The sequence below is a fragment of the Methylobacterium sp. GC_Met_3 genome, from assembly GCF_026540775.1.
GTDB lineage: Bacteria > Pseudomonadota > Alphaproteobacteria > Rhizobiales > Beijerinckiaceae > Methylobacterium.
The window spans coordinates 22,168-43,612 of record NZ_JALNUL010000020.1; the positions used below are offsets into that span (position 1 = coordinate 22,168).

13 protein-coding genes are annotated in these 21,445 nt (G+C 69.3%); 5 read left to right on the forward strand and 8 right to left on the reverse strand.

What is annotated here, in order from left to right:
* Nucleotides 1-55 precede the first annotated feature (55 nt).
* A complete protein-coding gene (locus OXS27_RS20560; RefSeq protein ID WP_267358491.1) occupies nucleotides 56-940 on the forward strand; it encodes a LysR substrate-binding domain-containing protein in 885 nt (294 codons plus the stop codon).
* A 245-nt stretch (nucleotides 941-1,185) separates the two neighbouring features.
* Nucleotides 1,186-1,605: a hypothetical protein gene (locus OXS27_RS20565; RefSeq protein ID WP_243927313.1), complete on the forward strand. Its 420-nt coding sequence runs from the start codon at nucleotides 1,186-1,188 to the stop codon at nucleotides 1,603-1,605.
* 677 nt (nucleotides 1,606-2,282) lie between these two features.
* On the opposite strand, the gene urtE is transcribed toward OXS27_RS20565, so the two are convergent.
* The 5 genes from urtE to urtA all read right to left on the reverse strand — a co-directional run bounded on the left by urtE (nucleotide 2,283) and on the right by urtA (nucleotide 8,167).
* On the reverse strand, nucleotides 2,283-2,978 hold the full coding sequence (gene urtE / locus OXS27_RS20570) for an urea ABC transporter ATP-binding subunit UrtE (RefSeq protein ID WP_267358446.1): 696 nt from the start codon (nucleotides 2,976-2,978) through the stop codon (nucleotides 2,283-2,285).
* A 181-nt stretch (nucleotides 2,979-3,159) separates the two neighbouring features.
* On the reverse strand, nucleotides 3,160-3,957 hold the full coding sequence (gene urtD, locus OXS27_RS20575; protein ID WP_243927307.1) for an urea ABC transporter ATP-binding protein UrtD: 798 nt from the start codon (nucleotides 3,955-3,957) through the stop codon (nucleotides 3,160-3,162).
* Complete coding sequence (urtC, locus tag OXS27_RS20580; RefSeq protein WP_267358448.1) at nucleotides 3,954-5,108, reverse strand: urea ABC transporter permease subunit UrtC; 1,155 nt, start codon at nucleotides 5,106-5,108, stop codon at nucleotides 3,954-3,956. The genes urtD and urtC overlap by 4 nt, the downstream gene beginning before the upstream one ends.
* Nucleotides 5,109-5,113: 5 nt before the next feature.
* Nucleotides 5,114-6,688 carry an urea ABC transporter permease subunit UrtB gene (gene urtB, locus OXS27_RS20585; RefSeq protein WP_267358449.1) on the reverse strand — a complete coding sequence of 525 codons (1,575 nt, stop codon included), beginning with the start codon at nucleotides 6,686-6,688 and terminating at the stop codon, nucleotides 5,114-5,116.
* A 183-nt stretch (nucleotides 6,689-6,871) separates the two neighbouring features.
* A complete protein-coding gene (urtA, locus tag OXS27_RS20590) occupies nucleotides 6,872-8,167 on the reverse strand; it encodes an urea ABC transporter substrate-binding protein (RefSeq protein ID WP_267358450.1) in 1,296 nt (431 codons plus the stop codon).
* 309 nt (nucleotides 8,168-8,476) lie between these two features.
* Between urtA and OXS27_RS20595 the strand changes: the two genes are divergently transcribed.
* Nucleotides 8,477-9,160, forward strand: a complete 684-nt coding sequence (locus OXS27_RS20595) for a Crp/Fnr family transcriptional regulator (protein ID WP_267358451.1) — start codon at nucleotides 8,477-8,479, stop codon at nucleotides 9,158-9,160.
* A gap of 121 nt (nucleotides 9,161-9,281) precedes the next feature.
* Here the strand turns inward: OXS27_RS20595 and OXS27_RS20600 are convergent, their stop codons facing one another.
* A complete protein-coding gene (locus OXS27_RS20600; RefSeq protein WP_267358452.1) occupies nucleotides 9,282-11,819 on the reverse strand; it encodes a glycogen/starch/alpha-glucan phosphorylase in 2,538 nt (845 codons plus the stop codon).
* A gap of 408 nt (nucleotides 11,820-12,227) precedes the next feature.
* Here OXS27_RS20600 and OXS27_RS20605 point away from each other — a divergent pair, with 408 nt between their 5' ends.
* Entirely contained in the window at nucleotides 12,228-13,811 is a 1,584-nt protein-coding gene (locus tag OXS27_RS20605; protein ID WP_267358453.1) for an alpha-amylase family glycosyl hydrolase, read from the forward strand.
* 284 nt (nucleotides 13,812-14,095) lie between these two features.
* Nucleotides 14,096-15,586: a glycogen synthase GlgA gene (gene glgA, locus OXS27_RS20610; RefSeq protein WP_243927451.1), complete on the forward strand. Its 1,491-nt coding sequence runs from the start codon at nucleotides 14,096-14,098 to the stop codon at nucleotides 15,584-15,586.
* Nucleotides 15,587-15,800: 214 nt separating this feature from the next.
* Here the strand turns inward: glgA and glgB are convergent, their stop codons facing one another.
* Together glgB and treS are read right to left on the reverse strand one after the other, a co-directional pair.
* Nucleotides 15,801-18,080 carry a 1,4-alpha-glucan branching protein GlgB gene (glgB, locus tag OXS27_RS20615; protein WP_243927295.1) on the reverse strand — a complete coding sequence of 760 codons (2,280 nt, stop codon included), beginning with the start codon at nucleotides 18,078-18,080 and terminating at the stop codon, nucleotides 15,801-15,803.
* Nucleotides 18,077-21,355: a maltose alpha-D-glucosyltransferase gene (gene treS / locus OXS27_RS20620; RefSeq protein WP_267358455.1), complete on the reverse strand. Its 3,279-nt coding sequence runs from the start codon at nucleotides 21,353-21,355 to the stop codon at nucleotides 18,077-18,079. The genes glgB and treS overlap by 4 nt, the downstream gene beginning before the upstream one ends.
* Between the last annotated feature and the right edge of the window lie 90 nt (nucleotides 21,356-21,445).

The window sequence follows — 21,445 nt, forward strand, 5'->3', positions numbered from 1 at the left end:
CGTGGGCAGCGTGTCCGATGGGCCGGCGCGGGCGCTGTCGGAAGAGGCCGGGGCGATGATGCGGTTCGATCTCACCGATCTCGGCCTGTTCCGGCACGTGGTCGAGGCCGGCTCGATCACCCATGGGGCGGCGCGGGCGAATCTCGCTTTGGCGGCGGCCTCCACGCGGATCCGGCTGATGGAGGAGTCGCTCGGGGCCGCGCTGCTGACCCGGGGGCGCCAGGGCGTCAATCCGACCCCGGCGGGGCGTGCGCTCCTGGTCCATGCCCGCGAGGTCCTGTCCGCGGTCGAGCGTCTGCGCGAGGAGATGTCGGCCTATTCGGGGGGCGCCTTCGGCCAGATCCGCGTGCTGGCCAACACCAACGCGCTCACCGAATTCCTGCCGGAGGCGCTCTCGGCCTTCCTGGCCGACCATCCCGGGATCGGCGTCGAGATCGAGGAGCGCACCTCCGAGGAGATCGTCGGGCTCGTGGCCGAGGGGGCGGCCGATCTCGGCATCCTGTCCGGCACGGTGGATACCGGCTCGCTCCGGACCTTCCCGTTCCGGGAGGACCGGTTCGTGCTGGTCGCCGCCCGGGACCATCCCCTGGCGGGGCGGGGGGCGATTCCGTTCGCGGAGGTGCTGGGTCACGATCTCGTGGGCCTGGACCGGCGCAGCGCCATCAGCCGGTTCCTCGTCGCCCAGGCGGCGCGGGAGGGGCGCCCGATGCGTCTGCGGGTGCAACTGCGCGGGTTCGATGCCGTCTGCCGGTTGGTGGACGCCCGGGTCGGGCTGGCCGTCCTGCCCGAGAGTGCAGCCGTCCGGGCCGCCCAGGGCTTGGCCCTCGCGGTGGTGCCGCTGGCCGATTCGTGGGCGCGGCGCGACCTGACCCTGTGCCTGCGCGACCTCGACGGGCTGCCGCCCTTCATCCGGGCCTTCGTGGCGCAGTTGCGCGGCTGAGTGGGCGGGTCCAAAAGCGCGCTTCCTCTGGGGTCCCGCGATGGCCAATCGTCGCCCCAAACGGGGCCGTGCCGCCGCAGGCGCGCGAGCTCGGCCATTGGACACTGCGGACGCACTGCTATATCTACGGGAGCAAGCTTGGCCAGAACGGCTGAGTATTGCTTTCAGGTGCCAATATGGTGTCGCGGATCGCGGTTGTAGGGCTCGTTCTGCTCTCGGCAAGCGCCTGTTCTCGAATGCCCAACGTGCCGACCGCGTACAGCTCCCTGCCGCCCCTCACGGTGGAGCACGAGGCCGGCTTGAAGGCGGTCCGGAACCCGGCCGTCCCGGTGGCAGCCCTGCCGGTCATCCGCATCCCGGGCACGGCCCTGGCGCACGGGGGCTCGGGCGAGAGCCGGGGCGCGCAGGTGAACCCCCTGGATGTTCTGGCCGCCTCGACCCGCGCGCGGCTGGCTTGGCAGACCCTGAGCCCGACGGAGATGGCGCGGCCGTCCTTCGTGGTGAACAGGGACGCCGTCGCGCGCTTGGGCGTCGGCGAAACGGGGGCGACCGGCGGCAAGTCCACGGTTCAGTTCGAGACGCGCTCCTACAACCGCGAGGCGATGATGCGACGCCTGGAGAAGGAAGGTCGCGGCGCCGCCAAGCCGATCTGCTCCGGCTGCTGAGACGCCCGGGGTGATCCAGGCCGCGATTCGGGGCCTGTTCGAGGCGCCCGATCCGTCCTTCGATATGAGGCGCCCCGACTCTAAAACTTTATCGTAGCGCGCACTTCAGCGCCGAACGGCGGCCACCTCGGTGACCAGGGCCCTAGCGCGAGCGCCCTCGGGCCGACTCCGCAGGCTCTCCGGCGGTGCCATCCGTGCTCGTCCCGCGCGCTGCCCGGGCCATGGCGATCAGATCGGCGGCGGCCAGGGGCGCGTCGTCCGATGCGGACCCGCCCCCGACCAGCCACAGGCCGGGCGGACTCGTCCGGATCCGAAGACGCTTGGCGCGCGCCGTCCGGCGCATCCCTCCCGACACGATGGCAGTCTCCACGAGGCGGCGTCTCCCCGTCAGCGGGGACTGGGCTGCGGACGCGGCCGCGGCAGGGAAATGGTGACCAGCTTACCGGTGGTGGGATCGAGGATCGTCATGGGGCGCTCCTGCGGCAGGTCGCCATGGCAGTCTCGAATTGTGGTTTAACCTTGGCCGTCCGGGGACACTTTCACAGTTTTCGCGAAATTTGTACCGCGCGCGCGTCCGTCGAATTCTAAATAGTCGCATAAATAATGATATTCGCGTCGGGTTCGGCAGGAGCGGAGAGGCGCAACGTGCCCTTCCCGCAAGGGCGAGGGCGCCTGCCCTACACCGACATCCACTTGAGGACGTCGCCCTCGACCATCCCGGCCCGGGGACCGGCCAGCACCACCTGTCCGCGGTCCATCACCGCGTAGGAATCGCACAGGTCGCGGGCCCATTCGAAATACTGCTCGACCAGCACGATGCCCATCTCGCCCTTGCCGCGCAGGTAGGTGATCGCCCGGCCGATATCCTTGATGATCGAGGGCTGGATGCCCTCGGTGGGCTCGTCGAGCACGAGGAGCTTGGGCCGCGTCACCAGCGCCCGGCCGATGGCGAGCTGCTGCTGCTGGCCGCCGGAGAGGTCGCCGCCGCGCCGGTGCAGCATGTCCTTGAGCACCGGGAACAGGTCGTAGATCTCCCCCGGGATGTGCCGGTCCCGCCGCTTGAGCGGGGCGAAGCCAGTCTCGAGGTTCTCCTTGACGGTGAGCAGCGGGAAGATCTCGCGGCCCTGGGGCACGAAAGCGATCCCGGCCCGGGCCCGGTCGTAGGGGGCGAGCGCCTGGATCGGGCGGCCGTCGAGGCGGATCGCGCCGGCGCGCACCGGCTGCTGGCCGACGATCGCCCGCAGCAGCGAGGTCTTGCCGACGCCGTTGCGGCCCAGCACCGTCGTGACCTGCCCGGCCTCGGCCGTCAGCGAGACGCCGCGGAGCGCCTGCGCGGCGCCGTAATAGAGGTCGATCCCCTCGACGCTCAGCATGAGGGTTCACCATCGGATTGGGAGGGTAGAAAAGGGGATCCCGAAGGGCGTGCCCTTTGTTGGGTCGTCAGGGCGAAGCCCTGACAGTCTCGGACGCAGCCCGACGATCGAGCTTCGCTCGACAGCAGGGCTCCGCCCTGCACCCGCAAAAGGTCTCGACCTTTTGAAACCATGATGGTGGTCATCGCCCGAGATACACCTCGACCACCCGCGGGTCGGCCGAGACCGCGTCGATCGAGCCCTCGGCCAGCACCGCGCCCTCGTGCAGGCAGGTGACCCGGCAGCCGAGGTCGCGGACGAAGTGCATGTCGTGCTCCACCACCACCACGGCGTGCTCACCCGAGATCCGCCGGAGCAGGCGGGCGGTCTCGGCGGTCTCGGCGTCGGTCATGCCGGCCACCGGCTCGTCGACCAGCAGGAGCTTGGGGTCCTGGGCCAGCAGCATGCCGATCTCCAGCCATTGCTTCTGGCCGTGGCTCAGATCCGCCGCCGGGCGGCCGCGATGGGCCAGCAGGCCGACGGTCTCCAGCAGGGCATCGATCCGCTCGGCCTCCACCCGATTGCGCCAGCCGAACAGGGACGCGAAGGCGGCGCGCGGACCCTTGAGAGCCAGCAGGATGTTGTCGGCGACCGTGTGGCTCTCGAACACCGTCGGCTTCTGGAACTTGCGGCCGATGCCGAGGTCGGCGATCGCCGGCTCGTCGCTCTTGAGCAGGTCGTGGGTGCCGTCGAACAGCGCGATCCCGCTGTCCGGCCGGGTCTTGCCGGTGATGCAGTCCATCATGGTGGTCTTGCCGGCCCCGTTCGGGCCGATGATCGCCCGCAACTCGCCGCGGGCCAGCGTCAGCGACAGGCCGCGCAGGGCCTTGTAGCCGTCGAAGGTCACCCGCAGGTCGTCGAGATAGAGGAGCGCGTCCGTCTCGCGCTTCCGGTTGGCGGGGCCGCCTGCATCCGGGCGTTCGACGAGGTCGGTGCTCACGAGCCCTGCCCTTCTTCCGCGAGTTTCGGGGCGATCTCGGGCTCCGGCGGCAGCTTGGCGGCGGCGCGCCGGGAGCCGAAGCGTTCGATGGCGGTGCCGACGAGGCCGCGGGGCAGGAACAGCGTCACGACCACGAACAGGCCGCCTAGGCCGAACAGCCACGCATCGGGCATCACCCCGGTGAGCACCGTCTTGGCGTAGTTGACCAGCACGGCGCCGAGCGCCGCGCCGACCAGCGTGCCGCGGCCGCCCACCGCCACCCAGATCACCGTCTCGATGGAATTGGTCGGGGCGAACTCCCCCGGGTTGATGATGCCGACCTGCGGCACGTAGAGCGCGCCGGCGACGCCGGCCATCATGGCCGAGACCGTGAAGGCCAGCGTCTTGAAGTGTTCCGGCCGGTAGCCGAGGAAGCGGGTGCGGCTCTCGGCGTCGCGCACGGCGATCAGGATCTTGCCGTAGGCCGACACCGTCATGACCCGGGCGATCAGGTAGCCCAGCGCCAGCGCGACGCCGGTGGCGACGAAGATGCCCACGCGAAAACCCTGGGCCTGAACGGAGAAGCCCAGAAGATCCTTGAAATCGGTCAGCCCGTTGTTGCCGCCGAGGCCCATGTCGTTGCGGAAGAAGGCGAGCATCAGCGCGTAGGTCATCGCCTGGGTGATGATCGACAGGTAGACGCCCGTCACCCGCGACCGGAAGGCGAGCCAGCCGAACACGAAGGCCAGCAGCCCCGGCACCAGCAGCACCATCAGCGCCGCGAAGGCGAAATGGTCGAAGCCGTACCAATACCAGGGCAGCGCCTTGTAGTTCAGGAACACCATGAAGTCGGGCAGGACCGGGTTGCCGTAGACACCCCGGGAGCCGATCTGGCGCATCAGGTATAGGCCCATCGCGTAGCCGCCGAGCGCGAAGAACGCCCCGTGGCCGAGCGAGAGGATGCCGCAATAGCCCCAGACGAGGTCGAGGCTGACCGCGAGCAGCGCGTAGGCGAGGTACTTGCCGAACAGCGAGACGAGGTAGGTCGGCAGGTGCAGGCCGGAGCCCTCCGGCACCGCGAGGTTCAGCACCGGGACCGCGAGGCAGAAGGCGGCCAGGACGGCGAGGAAGATCCAGCCCTTGAGGTCGATGAGGGGGATGCGGGCGGTCATGGGGCTCACGACTCCACCGCCCGGCCCTTGAGCGCGAACAGGCCGCGCGGGCGCTTCTGGATGAACAGGATGATGAAGATCAGCAGGCCGATCTTGGCCAGCACCGCGCCGACATACGGCTCGGCGAGCTTGTTCACGACGCCGAGCGTCAGCGCCGCTACCAGCGTCCCCCAGAGGTTGCCGACACCGCCGAACACCACGACAAGGAACGAGTCGATGATGTAGCCCTGGCCGAGATTGGGCGAGACGTTATCGATCTGCGACAGCGCGACCCCGGCGATGCCGGCAATGCCGGAGCCGAGCCCGAAGGTCAGCGCGTCGACATAGGGCGTGCGGATACCCATCGCGGCGGCCATGCGCCGGTTCTGCGTGACCGCCCGGGTCTTCAGGCCGAACGACGTCTTCCGCAGGACGAAGAGCAGCCCGAGGAACACGGCCAGCGCGAACACGATGATCCACATCCGGCCCCAGGTGACCGACAGGCCGTAGACATCGAAGGCGCCGCTCATGAAGGCGGGGGCGCCGACCTCGCGGTTGGTCGGGCCGAAGATCGAGCGCACCCCCTGCTGCAGGATGAGGCTGACCCCGAAGGTGGCGAGCAGGGTCTCCAGCGGGCGCCCGTACAGGAAGCGGATGATGAACCGCTCGATCAGTACGCCCATCAGCCCGGCGACCAGGAACGCGCAGGGGATGCTGATCGCCAGCGACCAGCCGAACAGGGACGGCGCCTTGGTGCGGATCAGCTCCTGCACGAGATACGTCGTGTAGGCGCCGAGCATCACCATCTCGCCGTGCGCCATGTTGATCACGCCCATCACCCCGAAGGTGATGGCCAGCCCGATGGCGGCGAGCAGCAGGACCGAGCCGAGCGAGATGCCGTACCAGACGTTCTGGAGGGCGCCGAGGATCGCGAGCCGCGTCTCGATCGCCGCGATGCCGCGACCGGCAGCGGCGCGGACCGCCTCGCTCGGATCCGCCGCGAGACCGCGCAGGATGCCCATCGCGTCGCCATCGCCCCGGGCCTGGATGGCGGGAATTGCGGCCATGCGATCGGCCTCCGCGGTGCCGGGCTTGGCCAGCAGCACGGCGGCGCGGGCCTCGGTGAGCGCCTGGCGGATGCCGGCCTGCGTCTCGCGCGCCAGGGCCGCGTCGAGGGCGGGCAGCGCCGCCGCGTCCCGGGCCTTGAACACCGCGTCGGCGGCGGCGCGGCGCTTGGCCGGGTCCGGGCTCGCGAGGTCGAGCTGCCCGCGGGCGGCCTCGATCGACCGGCGGACCCGGTTGTTGGCGCGCACCGGCTTGAGGTCGGGGCTGTCGGCCGACGGGGCGCCGGTCTTCGCATCCACGACGGTGTTGCCTTGCCGGATCAGCAGAGCCTTGTCGGCGGGGCGTACGAGAAGCCGTCCGTCCGACAGGGCCGAGAGGACCGCGTCGGCGCGCGGGTCGCCGCTCGCGGCGAGGCCGGAGACGCCGGCCTCGATCTCGGCATAGCCGTCGCCGGCGAGCTGACCGTAGGGATCGGGCGCCTGGGCGAGCGCCGGGACGGCCAGCAGCAGGAACAGGAGGGTGAGGAGACGGACCATGGCACTTTTCTGGCGCGACCGGACTCTCCTCCCCTTTGTGGGGAGGAGCTGGAGGTGGGGGTGGTGCAGGATCGAGCGGTGCGGTGCCTTCTGCACCACCCCCACCCCTACCCCTACCCCTACCCACAAGCTTGAGCGCATCCCGGGCAGGCCCGGGATCGCCTGGGGAGGGGAGAAGGCGCCTCAGGCGCCGCCGCAGCTCTTGGTCTTGGTGTTGTAGTTGCCGCACTTGAGCTTGACCCAGTCGGCCTCGAGATCCTTGGAGCCCTCAAGCTGCTTCGACCACGCCTCGCCGGGGATCAGCTTGTCGGTCTTCCACACCACATCGAACTGGCCGTTCGACTCGATCTCGCCGATGAAGACCGGCTTGGTGATGTGGTGGTTGGGGAGCATCGTGGCGGTGCCGCCGGTGAGGTTCTTCTGCTCGATGCCCGGCAGCGCGTCGATCACCTTGTCGGGGTCGGTGGTGCCGGCCTTCTCGACCGCCTTCACCCACATGTTGAAGCCGATATAGTGGGCTTCCATCGGGTCGTTGGTGACGGCCTTGGGGTTCTTCCGGAACGCCTGCCACTTCTTGATGAAGGCCTCGTTTTCCGGCGTCTTGATCGACTCGAAGTAGTTCCAGGCGGCGAGGTGGCCGGTGAGCGGCTTGGCGTCGATGCCGGCGAGCTCCTCCTCACCCACCGAGAAGGCCACCACCGGGATGTCGGTCGCCTTGATCCCCTGGTTGCCGAGTTCCTTGTAGAACGGCACGTTGGCGTCGCCGTTGATGGTCGAGACCACGGCGGTCTTCTTGCCGGCCGAGCCGAACGCCTTGATCTTCGACACCTCGGTCTGCCAGTCCGAGAAGCCGAACGGCGTGTAGTTGATCAGGATGTCCTCGTCCTTGACGCCCTTCGCCTTGAGGTAGGCTTCGAGGATCTTGTTGGTGGTGCGCGGGTAGACGTAGTCGGTCCCCTCCAGCACCCAGCGCTTGGCGCCGCCGCCATCCTCCGACATCAGGTAATCGACCGCCGGGATCGCCTGCTGGTTCGGGGCGGCGCCGGTGTAGAACACGTTGCGCTCGCTCTCCTCGCCCTCGTACTGGACGGGGTAGAACAGGATGTTGTCGAGTTCCTTGAACACCGGCAGCACCGACTTGCGCGAGACGCTGGTCCAGCAGCCGAACACGGCCGCGACCTTGTCCTTGCTGATCAGCTCGCGGGCCTTCTCGGCGAACAGCGGCCAGTTCGAGGCCGGATCGACCACCACCGGCTCCAGCTTCTTGCCGAGCACGCCGCCCTTGGCGTTCTGCTCGGCGATGAGCATCAGCATCGCGTCCTTGAGGGTGGTCTCGGAGATCGCCATCGTGCCCGAGAGCGAGTGCAGGATGCCGACCTTGATGGTCTCCTGCGCGTGTGCGGCCCCTGCTCCCGCGGCGCCGATGGCGAGCCCGGCGGCCAGCGCCGCGGCCCGGCCCCACGTTCCAAATGCTATCACGGCGGTGCCCTTCGTCGTCTTCGTTGAGACGGCCCGAAGCTCGCAATTCATGTGCCACAAATTTAGGCAGTGGCCCCGGCGTAGCCGAGGTCCGAACGCGCAACTGCCCGCCCGCACGGCGCCGACCGCGCCAAGTACGGTGTACTCCAGTTGGTTGTGTAAGAATCCAGACGGATTGCGCCCCGAAAACTAACCTACTCGATACTGCCGGGCGGTGCGGTGTGAAACAGTCAGGATCATCCGCCGGGATCTTGGGACGCGGGTGATGGGGAGATGGCCCGTGCTCCCGCCCGGATTCCGAGGGGCCTCATGGCGCTGCCGCAGCAATCCGTCGTACGAAACCGACTGCTCGCCGCCCTGACGCCGGAGGAGTTCGACCGTCTCGCCCCCGCGCTGGAGCCGGTGCCCCTCATGCTGCACGACGTGCTGATCGCGCCCGGGCAGCCGATCACGCAGGCCTACTTCGTCGAGGACGGGATCGTCTCCCTCGTGGCCGACACCCGCGAAGGGCGCATCGAGATCGGCCTCACGGGCCGCGAGGGCTTCGTCGGCGTGCCGCTCGCGCTGGGGACGGAGACCACGCCCCATACCGCGATCGTGCAGGCCGGGGGCGAGGCGCTGCGCATCGCGGCCGACGCCTTGTGCGCGGCGCTCGATGCGCGCGCCGGCCTGCGCCGGGTACTGGGGCGCTACGTGCAGAGCCTGATCGTGCAGGTGGGGCAGACCGTCTACGCCAATGCCGACCTCACCGTCGAGGCACGGCTCGCCCGGTGGATCCTCATGACCCATGATCGCCTGGACCAGGACGAGCTGCCCCTGACGCACGAGCTGCTCTCGAAGATGCTCGGCGTGCGCCGCCCCACGGTCACGATGGCGACCCACACGCTGGAGGGGGCCGGCATGATCCGGGCCCGGCGCGGGCGCATCACGGTGATCGACCGCGGGAAGCTGGAGGGTCTGGCGGGCGCGATCTATGACAGTGGCGGAGTGTAGCGAATCCGCGCGTTTCGGTCGGAGGATGGGCGCAAGCGGCCCCGCGTCTCTCCCTCCCCCGCAGAGGAGGGAGGGAGAAGCCCGCGGGAGCGCTGACGCAGCGGGCCCGTGCCCCTTCCCGTCAGCCCAGCCGAACCCGCCAGATCTCGGCGGCGTATTCCCGCATCGCCCGGTCCGACGAGAACCACGCCATCCGGGCGGTGTTGCGGATCGCCTTGGCCCACCAGCCGCGGGGATCGCGCCACGCGGCGTCGATGGACCGCTGCACCCGCCAGTAATCGTCGAAGTCGGCGGTGAGCAGGTACTGGTCGCGCCGGCGCAGGTCGTCGGTCAGCGGGCGGAACCGGGCCGGCTCCTCCGGCGAGAACCGGCCGGAGGCGATCATGTCGAGCGCCGCCGCCAGGCGCGGCGAGGCCTGGATCGCCTTGGCCGCGTAATCCGGCTCGGCCTGCCGGGCGCGGACCCCGTCGGCCTCCAGGCCGAAGATGAAGATGTTCTCCGCCCCGACATGGTCGCGGATCTCGATATTGGCGCCGTCGAGCGTCCCCACCGTGAGCGCGCCGTTGAGGGCGAACTTCATGTTGCCGGTGCCCGAGGCTTCCAGGCCGGCGGTGGAGATCTGCTCCGACAGATCGGCCGCCGGGATGATCGATTCGGCGAGGCTCACCGAGTAGTTCGGCAGGAACACCACCTTCAGCCGGTCGGCGACCTCGGGGTCGTCGTTGACCGCCTTGGCGATGTCGCAGGCGAGCTTGATGATCAGCTTGGCCTGCACGTAGCTCGGCGCCGCCTTGCCGCCGAAGATCTTCACGCGGGGCGTCCAGTCCCGGTGCGGCTCGGCCTTGATCGCCTGATAGAGCGCCACCGTCTCGACCACGTTGAGCAGCTGGCGCTTGTACTCGTGGATGCGCTTGACCTGCACGTCGAACAAAGCGGCCGGATCGATATCGATGCCGGTGCGCTCGGCCACGACCTTGGCCAAAGCCTCCTTGCGCTCCCGGCGCACGGCGGCGTAGCGCGCCACGAAGGCCGGATCCTCGGCATGGGCTTCCAGGCCGCGCAGCAGCTCCGGATCGTCGAGGACGCCCGCCCCCACGGTCTCGACCGCAAGCCGGGTCAGGCCCGGATTGGCGTTGTGGAACCAGCGGCGGAAGGTGATGCCGTTGGTCTTGTTGACGATCTTGTCGGGATCCAGCGCGTGCAGGTCGGAGAAGACCGTGGAGCGCATCAGGTCGGTGTGCAGCGCCGAGACGCCGTTGACCCGGCGCGCGCCGTGGAAGGCGAGGTGCCCCATCCGCACCCGGCGGCCGTTCGACTCGTCGATCAGCGAGATCGAGGCGAGGTAGGCCTCGGCATCCGCCGGCCCCTGCCGGCCGTGCTTGGACTGCTCCTCAAGGTGCATCCAGTTGATCAGGTAGATGATCTGCATGTGGCGCGGCAGCAGCCGCTCCATCAGCTCCACCGGCCAGGTCTCCAGCGCCTCGGGCAGGAGGGTGTGGTTGGTGTAGTGCAGCGTGTTGGTGGTGACGTGCCACGCATCCTCCCAGGAGAGGCCGTGCTCGTCGATCAACAGGCGCATCAGCTCCGGCACCGCGATGGCCGGGTGCGTGTCGTTGAGCTGGATCGCCGCGTGGTCCGGCAGGGAGCGGACGTCGCCGCGCTCGGCCACGTGCCGGGCGAGCAGGTCCCGGAGCGAGGCGGCGGTGAAAAAGTATTCCTGACGCAGGCGCAGCTCCTGGCCCTCGGCCGAGGAATCGCTCGGATAGAGCACCCGAGAGATCGCCTCGGCGCGCATCCGCGCCGCGACCGCGCCGACATGGTCGCCGCCGTTGAACCGGGCGAGGTCGAGCGGCTCGACCGCCTCGGCCTTCCACAGGCGGAGCGCATTGACGTGGCGCCCGCGCCAGCCGGGCACGGGCACGTCATGGGCCACCGCCCGCACGATCTCGGCCGGCTGCCAGTGCCGCCGGATCACCCCCTCCTCCGAGGAGGACATCGTGACGGTGCCGCCGAAGCCGATCGCGTAGGCCGCCTCCGGGCGGGCGAATTCCCAGGGGTTGCCCTCCGCCAGCCACGTCTCCGGCGCCTCGCGCTGCCAGCCATCCTCGAAGGATTGCCGGAACAGGCCGTGATCGTAGCGGATGCCGTAGCCCATCGCCGGGATGCCGATGCTGGCCATGCTCTCCATGAAGCAGGCCGCCAGCCGCCCGAGGCCGCCATTGCCGAGCGCCGCATCGGGCTCGGCCTCCTCCACGGCGCCGAGATCGACCCCGAGTTCCTTGAGCGCCGCCCGGGTGGTCTCGGTCAGGCCGAGGTTGTTCATCGCGTCCGACATCAGCCGGCCGATCAGGAATTCCAGCGACAGGTAGTAGACGCGCTTGTTCGGCACGCCGCGCTCCGCCGCCATGCAGGCGGCTACGATCCGCTCGCGCAACGCCAGGGCGGTCGCCGCGAACCAGTCGCGCGGGCGCGCCGTCTCGGGCGTCCGGCCCAGCGAGAAGGCCAGCTTGGCGCGGATCGATTCCCGCAGGTCCACCACCGCGTCGCCGCTGACGGAGAGCGTCGGGGCAGCCCAGGACGCGGGCGCCGGAGCCGCGGCGGCGCGCTCGTCATGCGCGCTTTCCTGCGGTGCCGGCCGGATCAGAACGTCATTCAACACGTGCGGGTCCCCCAAAGTCTGAGTCCCGGACGTTGCCGGGGAAATCGTGGGCCGATTGTCTTATGTAATGGATTGCCGCCGCGTGAACGGTCGGGCGACCCATGCCCCGAAGCCTCCGACTCTGCGGACGGCTTCCGGCGAAGTCATGGCAGCGCCGCTCCACGCGAGCGTGCAGACCCGACACACACGATATAGCACGCCCTCGTGACATTCCAGTCACACCCGCCGGATAGGAAATCCGCATCGCCGGTCGCCAGCGGAGCGGTTCGCCGCTAGAGCGCTCTCCGACGAAGTGGACACCGGTTCGGCGCAAGAGAGCGCGTCACAACAAGAGCTTGGAGACGTGCACGATTGCAAAGCGATCGGGCACGTCTCCAAGCCCCGGTCGGCAACGCGAGGGGCTGAGGCATGACCGACACCGTCTGGTGGAAGCGCGGGACCGTCTATCAGGTCTATCCCCGCTCCTTTCAGGATACGAACGGCGACGGGGTCGGCGACCTGCCGGGCATCACCGCGCGGTTCGACTACCTCGCCTGGCTCGGGGTCGACGCCGTGTGGATCTCGCCGATCTACCCCTCGCCGATGGCCGATTTCGGCTACGACGTGGCCGATTATTGCGGGATCGACCCGCTGTTCGGCACGCTCGCGGAGTTCGACGCCCTGATCGCCGAGGCGCACCGGCGCAAGCTGAAGGTGATCCTCGACTTCGTGCCCAACCACTCGTCGATCGCGCATCCCTGGTTCGCGGAGAGCCGGTCGGCGCGCACGAACCCGAAGCGGGACTGGTACATCTGGCGCGATCCCGGCCCCGATGGCGGCCCGCCCAACAACTGGGTGTCGAATTTCGGCGGCCCGGCCTGGACGCTCGACGAGGCCACCGGACAGTATTACTACCACGCCTTCCTGACGGAGCAGCCGGACCTGAACTGGCGCAACCAAGCGGTGCGGGAGGCGATGCACGACGTGCTCCGGTTCTGGCTGGAGCGCGGGGTCGACGGCTTCCGGGTCGACGTGATCTGGCACCTGATCAAGGATGCGGGGTTCCGCGACAACCCGGCCAATCCCGATTACGCGCCGGGCGCGCCGGAGATCAATCGCTTCCAGCAGGTCTACTCCGCCGACCGGCCGGAAATCTTCGACGTGATCGCCGGGATGCGGGATGTCCTGCGCCCGTATGGCGAGCGGGTGCTGATCGGCGAGATCTACCTGCCGGTGGAGCGGCTGGTCGCCTATTACGGACCGGACCTCGGCGGCGCCGATCTGCCGTTCAACTTCCAGCTGATCCAGACCCCGTGGCAGGCCGAGGCCGTGGCCGAGCTCGTGGCGCGCTACGAGGCAGCCCTGCCCCCGGGCGGCTGGCCGAACTGGGTGCTGGGCAACCACGACCAGCCGCGCATCGCCGCCCGGGTCGGGCAGGCCCAGGCCCGCATCGCCGCGATGCTGCTGCTGACCCTGCGGGGCACGCCGACCCTCTATTACGGCGACGAGATCGGGCTCGGCCATGTCCCGATCCCGCCGGGCCGCGCGCAGGACCCCTGGGAGCGCAACGAGCCCGGGCATGGCCGCGACCCGGAGCGCACGCCGATGCAGTGGGACGACGGCCCGAACGCGGGCTTCTCCGCGGCCGAGCCGTGGCTGCCCCTCTCGGAGGACTGGCCGACCCGCAACGTCGAGGGCCAGCGCTCCGACCCGGCCTCGATGCTGACCCTGTACCGGCGGCTGCTCGCCCTGCGCCGCGACCACGCGGCGCTGGCGGTGGGCGACTATCGCGGCGTGACGCTGGGGGCCGCAGAAATGTTCGCCTACGAGCGGTTCGCGGGTGATGAGGTTCTGCGCGTGGTGCTGAACTTCGGTGCAGCGCCGCAGAGCCTGCCGCTGCCGGAGGGCGACTGGACGGTGCTGCTCTCGACGCGGGCGGGCCGCGCGGGCGATTCGGTCCGCGCCAGCCTGGCCCTCGACCCGGCCGAGGGCGTGATCCTGCGGCGTGCCTGAACACCCGCCGCGGCGCGAATAAAAGCTTCTACGGCTAGAACGGCGCGTTCTGCGTGCGACTCATGCGGCATTGCACTATGGCGTAACCAAAGCTTAAGGCCACGGATGGCCTATTTTGTGCGTCGCAACGGAACCGTCGCGGCGGAGGAGCATTGACCGTGGTTGAGATCGCGACAGCCGTGTCGGCTCGATCGTCTGCCAGACCGGGGCATTCCACCCGGCTAGGACCCGCCCCGATGCTCGATGCCCGCCGTGGTGGGTCCTTGGCGGATTGGTCGTCCGACATGGGCGACGCGTCCCGGTCCCTCACGCAAGCCGCCCGACCGGCTTCGCTGCGCCGCCGCATCCTCTACGCCACCCCCGAGATGGCCGATTTCGTGAAGACCGGCGGTCTCGGCGAGGTCTCGGCCGCCCTGCCCCGGGCCCTGGTGCCGCATTACGACATCCGCGTGCTGATCCCCGGTTACCGCGAGGTCCGGGCGGCGTTCCCCGAGATCCCGGTGGTGGCGCGGCTCGAAGGCTTCGCGGGCGTGCCGCCCTGCGACCTCGGCCTCGTCGAGGCGGCCGACGGCCTGCGCATCTACGTCCTGCTGAGCCCCGACCTCTACGAGCGCGACGGCACGCCCTACGGCGATCAGCATGGGGATTTCGGCGACAACGACCTGCGCTTCGCCCGGCTCAGCCTGGCAGCGGCGGAACTCGCATCCGGCGCCGACCCCGACTGGGCGGCCGACCTCCTGCACCTCAACGACTGGCAGGCGGCGCTGGCGCCTGCCTATCTCGCGTGGCGCGGCCGGCGGGTGCCGAGCGTCCTGACCATCCACAACCTCGCCTATCAGGGCCTCTTCCCCCGGGACAGCCTCGGGCGCCTCGGCGTGCCGGACTCGGCCTTCCAGGTGGACGGCGCCGAGTTCTACGGGCAGCTCTCCTTCCTCAAGGCCGGGATCTTCTACGCCTCGCAGGTCACCACGGTGAGCGAGACCTACGCCCGGGAGATCCAGACCCCCGAGATGGGCTGCGGCCTCGACGGGCTGCTGCGCACCCGCGCCGGCCAGGGCCGGCTCGCCGGCATCCTCAACGGCATCGACGAGACCTGGGACCCCAGCACCGATCCGCACCTCGCCACACGCTTCGAGGTCGACGACTGGAAGGGCAAGCGGGCCAATGCCGAGGCGGTGCGCCGGCAATTCGGCTTGGCGGTCTCCCGCGGGCCGCTCTTCGCGATCGTGTCGCGGCTGGTGCACCAGAAGGGCATCGACCTGAGCCTGCAGGCGGCCGAGACCATCGTGGCCGGGGGCGGCCAGCTCGTGGTGATCGGCCAGGGCGAGGGCCGGTTCGAGCAGGCGCTGCAGGGTCTCGCCAGGCGCCATCCCGATGCGGTCGGCGTGCATGTCGGCTTCGAGGAGGCGCAGGCCCGGCGGATGTTCGCGGGCAGCGACTTCCTGCTGATGCCCTCGCGGTTCGAGCCCTGCGGGCTGGCCCAGATGTACGCGCAGCGCTTCGGCTCCCTGCCGATCGTGCGGCGCACCGGCGGCCTCGCCGACACGGTCGAGGACGGGGTGACGGGTTTCACCTTCGCGGAACCGTCGGCGTCGTCCTTCGGCGGTGCGGTGCGGCGGGCGCTGGAGGCGTTCGGCCAGAAGAAGCGCCTCAATGCCATGCGGCGCCGCGCGATGGCGTCCCGCTTCGGCTGGGATCAGGCGGCCGACAACTATGCCGGGCTCTACGGGCGGGCGATCGGCAACAGCACGGCGTTGCGCTGGCGGGCGGCGTAGGGGCCAGCATCCCCTCGCCCCGCTTGCGGGGAGAGGGCTTCATGCCCCCTTGTCGGGGCAGGAAGCGAGGCGGCAGCCGAAGGTGAGGGGGCGGCTCAGGACGAGCCTCTTACGGATCCGCGCCCTCGCCTTCGCTCCGGCTTCACCTCCACTTCCCGCATGGACGACGAGGTCCATGCGGGCCTCTCCCCGGAGGCGGGGAGAGGGGTTTCCCTCACCCCTCCAACAGGAAAATCATCGTCGCCAGCGGCGGCAGGGTCAGCGACAGGCTCTGCTTCTGGCCGTGGCTCGCCTGATCCTCGGTGTGGCAACCGCCCTGGTTGCCCAGGTTGGACCCGCCGTAGATCCCGGCATCCGAGTTGAACGCCTCCCGGTAGAAGCCCGCCTCCGGAACGCCGATCCGGTAGCCCTCACGCGGCACCGGCGTGAAGTTCGAGACCACGATCGCGACCTCGCCGGGCTTGGCGCCTTTGCGGGCCCAGGCGATCACGCAGTTGTCCTGATCGTCGGCCACCAGCCACTGGAAGCCGGTATGCTCCACGTCGCGGCTGTGGAGGGCCGGCGTCGAGACGTAGAGCCGGTTGAGGTCCCGGACCACGTCCTTGACGCCCTTGTGTAGCGGGTCGTCGAGGTGGTGCCAGTCCAGGCTGGTGTCGTGGTTCCACTCGCGCTCCTGGCCGAACTCGCCGCCCATGAACAGCAGCTTCTTGCCGGGATGCCCCCACATGAAGCCGTAATAGGCCCGGAGATTCGCGAATTTCTGCCAACGGTCGCCCGGCATCTTGCCGAGCAGCGAGCCCTTCCCGTGCACGACCTCGTCGTGGGACAAAGGCAGGATGAAATTCTCCGAGAAGGCGTAGAGCAGCCCGAAGGTCAGGTTGTGGTGGTGGTAGCGGCGGTGGATCGGGTTCTCCTGCATGAAATGCAGGGTGTCGTGCATCCAGCCCATGTTCCACTTGAAGCCGAAGCCCAGGCCGCCGGTATAGGTCGGGTGCGAGACGCCGGGCCAAGAGGTCGATTCCTCCGCCACCGTGATGGTGCCGGGGGCGTGGCTGTAGGTCGCCTCGTTGGTCTTGCGCAGGAAGTCGATGGCGTCGAGGTTCTCGTTGCCGCCGTAGCGGTTCGGGATCCACTCGCCCTGGCGGCGCGAGTAATCGAGGTAGAGCATCGACGCCACGGCATCCACGCGCAGGCCGTCGAGATGGTAATGCTCCAGCCAGAACCGGGCGTTGGCCGCCAGGAAGGTCGCGACCTCCGTGCGCCCGAAATTGTAGATGTAGGTGCCCCAATCCTGGTGGAAGCCCTGGCGCGGGTCGGCATGCTCGTAGAGATGCGTGCCGTCGAACAGGCCGAGCCCGTGGGCGTCGAGCGGGAAGTGGCCCGGCACCCAGTCGAGCAGGATGCCGATCCCGGCCTCGTGGGCGGCGTCCACGAAGGCGGCGAAATCATCGGGCGTGCCGAAGCGGCTGGTCGGCGCGAACAGCGAGACCGGCTGGTAGCCCCAGGACCCGTCGAACGGAAACTCGGTGATCGGCAGCATCTCGATATGGGTGAAGCCCATATCCTTGACGTAGGGAATCAGCCGCTCGCCCAGCTCCTTGTAGGTCAGGTAGCGGTTGCCCTCTTCCGGCACCCGCGCCCAGGAGCCGAGATGGACCTCGTAGATCGAGATCGCCGTGTGGCGCGGATCCTTGGCGCCGCGGGTGCTCATCCAGCCGGAATCGCGCCAGTCGAACTCGCCCACACCGTAGGTGACCGAGGCGGTCTCCGGCGGGTGCTGGGCCGCGAAGGCGACCGGATCGGCCTTGAGCGGGATCAGGGCACCGTCGGGGCCGCGGATCTCGAACTTGTAGCGCACCCCGGCCGTGAGGCCCGGCACGAACAGTTCCCAGACGCCGCCATCCTGCCAGAGGCGCATCGGGTGGCGCCGTCCGTCCCAGTCGTTGAAGTCGCCGACCACGCTGACCTTGCGGGCATTGGGCGCCCAGACGGCGAAGCGGAACCCGTCGATCCCGTCGAGCTGGCCCGACTGGGCGCCGAGGATCCGGTAGACGAGGTTGGTGCCGACCTCGCGGAGCGAGGCCACATCGTATTGCTCGATCGACGAGCCGAAGCCGTAGGGATCGTAGCGGCGGCGCTTGGTGCCGTCCCAGGCCTCGACCTCGATCTCGTAGAGCGGCCGGCCCTCTCCCTCGATCCGGGCGACCCAGAACCCGTCCGGGTGGCGCTTCTCGAACGGCACGGTGCGGCCGTCCATCACCAGGGCGGCGGTCTTCGCCTCGGGCAGCACGGCGCGCACTTCCCAGGCCCCGGAGCCGACCCGGTGGGGGCCGAGCACCGAGAAGGGGTCGCCGTGGCTCGCGCTCATCAAAGCGGCGATCGCGTCCGGATGGACGCTCGGCGCCGTGCTGGCGGAACCCGGGACATCCGCGCTCCGTGCCGGCCCGGCCTCCGGGTCGGCCCGTCCTGCGAAGGTCTCGTCGATCGCCGTCATGCCGTTGCTCCGGGCTCGTTTCGATCCGTGTCCAGAATGGTGAGAACCCCACGGGCGGGGATTTCGATCCAGTCCGGCCGGTTGTTGGCCTCGTAATCGACTTCGTAGAGCGCCTTGGTCAGGAGGCAGAGCCGCAGCAGCCGGTCCCGTGTGTCCGGGTCGGTCACGGCCGCCCGCGAATCCACGATCGCGGCCTCGTAGCCGGCCAGGAATGCCGCCTCGATCATGCCGCGCCACGCCGTGGCGGCATTGCGCGCCCGGTCCTCCGAATCGGCGAACCGGACGGTGAGCTCCCGGATCACCGTCTCGGCGCCGTACGCGAAGGAGCGCATCAGCCCGGCCACGTCCCGCAGGGGCATCGACTTGGCCCGGCGCTCATCGGCCGGCCGCGAGGGCTCGCCCTCGAAGTCGACGATGATCAGGTCGTTCTCGGCGACGAGCACCTGACCCAGGTGATAATCGCCGTGGATGCGGGTCTTGTGGGCACCACGCGGCGGCTCGGCCGAGAGCCGCTCGATCAGCGCCTCGACCTCCCGGCGGCGGCCTGCCAGCTCCGTGCAGGCGGGCCGGCCGGCATCGAGGCCGCGCTCGGCCTGGCCCTTGAGCGCCCGGAAGGCGCGCTCGGTCTGGTGGCGGGCGTCGCGCGCCAGCACCGCGAGGTCGTCCTCCTCGAACGGCTCGGCCGCGAAGGCCGGGTCGTCGGTCTCGATCGCCAGCGCCGCGTGCAGCTCGGCGGTGCGCCGCCCGAGCAGGTCGGCCCAGGGCCCGTGGGCCTGGAACGCCTCTTCGGGGGCCGCGGCCTCGCTCTCCGGGGTGAGCACCATGGTCTCGAAGTCCCGGCGCAGGCCCTCCAGCATCAGGGTCCAGGCGTCGCCCTGGTTCATGACGAACTTTTGGAGCACCGCCAGAGCGGTGCGGGTGCCGTCCTCGGCGACATGCTCGAGAGTCCCGAGCAAAGCGGGCGTGTTGGTGAACCCCGCCTGCTCGGTGAGGAAGCGGCCGACCTCGATCTCGGGGTGGATGCCGGGCTGCAGGCGGCGCAGCAGCTTGAGCATCATCTTCGAGCCGATGGCGATCGAGGTGTTGCTCTGCTCGGCCGAGAGCCGGCGGATATCGGCCACGTCCACCGTGACCTCCGGGTCGAAGGCCGAGGTGGTGGCGAACACGAGCCGCCCGCTCTCCGTGGGGAGCTCGGTGCCCTGGCGCATGTCGTCGATCAGGCAGGCCGCGAAGTCGTTGGAGCCGGCCGCCCCGTAGAGCAGGCCGGTGCGCGGGCCCCGGCGCACACGCGCCACCGCGTAGGGCAGCAGCGTCTCGTCCTCGCGGCCCTCATCGACGCCGACCGGGACGAAGTATTCGTGGCTCTCGCCGTTGGCGAGCTGCACCTGCAGCCGCGGCAGCAGGAAGCGCGCGCTGCCATCGGCATCCTTGAGGGCGGCGCAGTCGATGACCTTCGTGGCCTTGATCCGCGAGCCCTTGGCGCCGAACCAGCGCCGGCTCGACAGGAACGGCGGCACCACGGTGCGCTCGAACGCGACACGCTCGCGGCCGCTCATCAGGCTCTCGATGCCGCCGGTGAGCACCAGGGTGAACAGCTCCGGCGGCTCCTGCTGCGGCCCGATCACCCCCGACTGGGCGGCGCTCAAGCTGAACCAATAGAAGCCGTAGGACGGCAGGGTCAGCAGGTAGGGCAGGTCGCCGATCGGCGGGAACTCGGTGCCGCCGGTCAATTCGATCGGCACCGCGGTGCGCAGCTCCGACAGGTCGAGCTGCACGGCCTGGGGCGCGCGCGACAGGTTCGCCACGCACAGGACCCGCTCGTCCTCGTGCTCGCGGATCCAGGCGAGAACCTTGCGGTTCGACGGATACAGGAACTGGATCGTGCCCCGCCCCAGGGCGACGCTGTTGTTGCGGATCGCGATCATCCGCCGCGTCCAGTTCAGCAGGCTGGTCTGCGCCTGGGTCTGGGCCTCGACGTTGATCGCGTCGAAGCCGTAGATCGGGTCCTGGATCGCCGGCAGGAACAGCCGCTGCGGGTTCGCCCGGGAGAAGCCGCCGTTGCGGTCGGGGCTCCACTGCATCGGCGTGCGCACGCCGTCGCGGTCGCCGAGGTAGATGTTGTCGCCCATGCCGATCTCGTCGCCGTAATACAGCACCGGCGTGCCGGGCATCGACAGGACGAGGGACTTCATCAGTTCGATCTTGCGCCGGTCGTTCTCGAGCAGCGGCGCGAGGCGGCGCCGGATGCCGAGATTGATCCGGGCCCGGCGCTCGGCGGCGTAGAACGACCAGAGGTAGTCACGCTCCTCGGCGGTGACCATTTCCAAGGTCAGCTCGTCGTGATTCCGCAAAAAAATCGCCCATTGGCAGCCCTCGGGGATCTCCGGGGTCTGGCGCATGATGTCGGTGATCGGGTGCCGGTCCTCCCGGGCGATCGCCATGTACATCCGCGGCATCAGCGGGAAGTGGAACGCCATGTGGCATTCGTCGCCGTCGCCGAAATACTGGGCGGTCTCCTCCGGCCACTGGTTGGCCTCGGCCAGGAGCATCCGGTCGGGGTAGCTGACATCCAGCGCCGCCCGGATCTTCTTGATCACATCATGGGTTTCGGCGAGGTTCTCGCAATTCGTGCCGTCGCGCTCGATCAGGTAGGGGATCGCGTCGAGGCGCAGACCGTCGACGCCCATGTCGAGCCAGTAGCGCATGGTCGCGATGACCGCGTCCAGCACCTTCGGGTTGTCGAAGTTCAGGTCCGGCTGATGGCTGTAGAACCGGTGCCAGAAATATTGCTTGGCGACCGGGTCCCAGGTCCAGTTCGACGCCTCGGTGTCGAGGAAGATGATCCGGGTATCCTTGTACGGCTCGTCGGTATCCGACCAGACGTAGAAGTCGCGCTCGGGCGAGCCGGGGGGCGCCTCGCGGGCCGCCTGGAACCAGGGGTGCTGGTCCGAGGTGTGGTTGATCACGAGCTCGGTGATCACCCGCAGGCCGCGCTCGTGCGCCGCCGCCACGAAGGCCTTGAAGTCCTCCATGGTCCCGTAGGACGGGTTGATGCCCTCGTAATCCGCGATGTCGTACCCGTCGTCGCGCAGCGGCGAGGGATAGAACGGCATCAGCCAGATCGCCGTGACGCCGAGATCGCGCACGTAATCGAGTCGCTGGGTCAGCCCCTCGAAATCGCCGATCCCGTCGTTGTTCGAGTCGAAGAACGACTTGACGTGGATTTGGTAGATGATGGCATCACGGTACCATTGCGGGTCGCTGCGATCGATCATCGCGTCGCTGCCTCATCGGTCGGATCTGACGGGACCGGCGGGGGAACCAACCGGGGCGCAGGCGGTCTCTCACCGCGCGGATATCGTGGC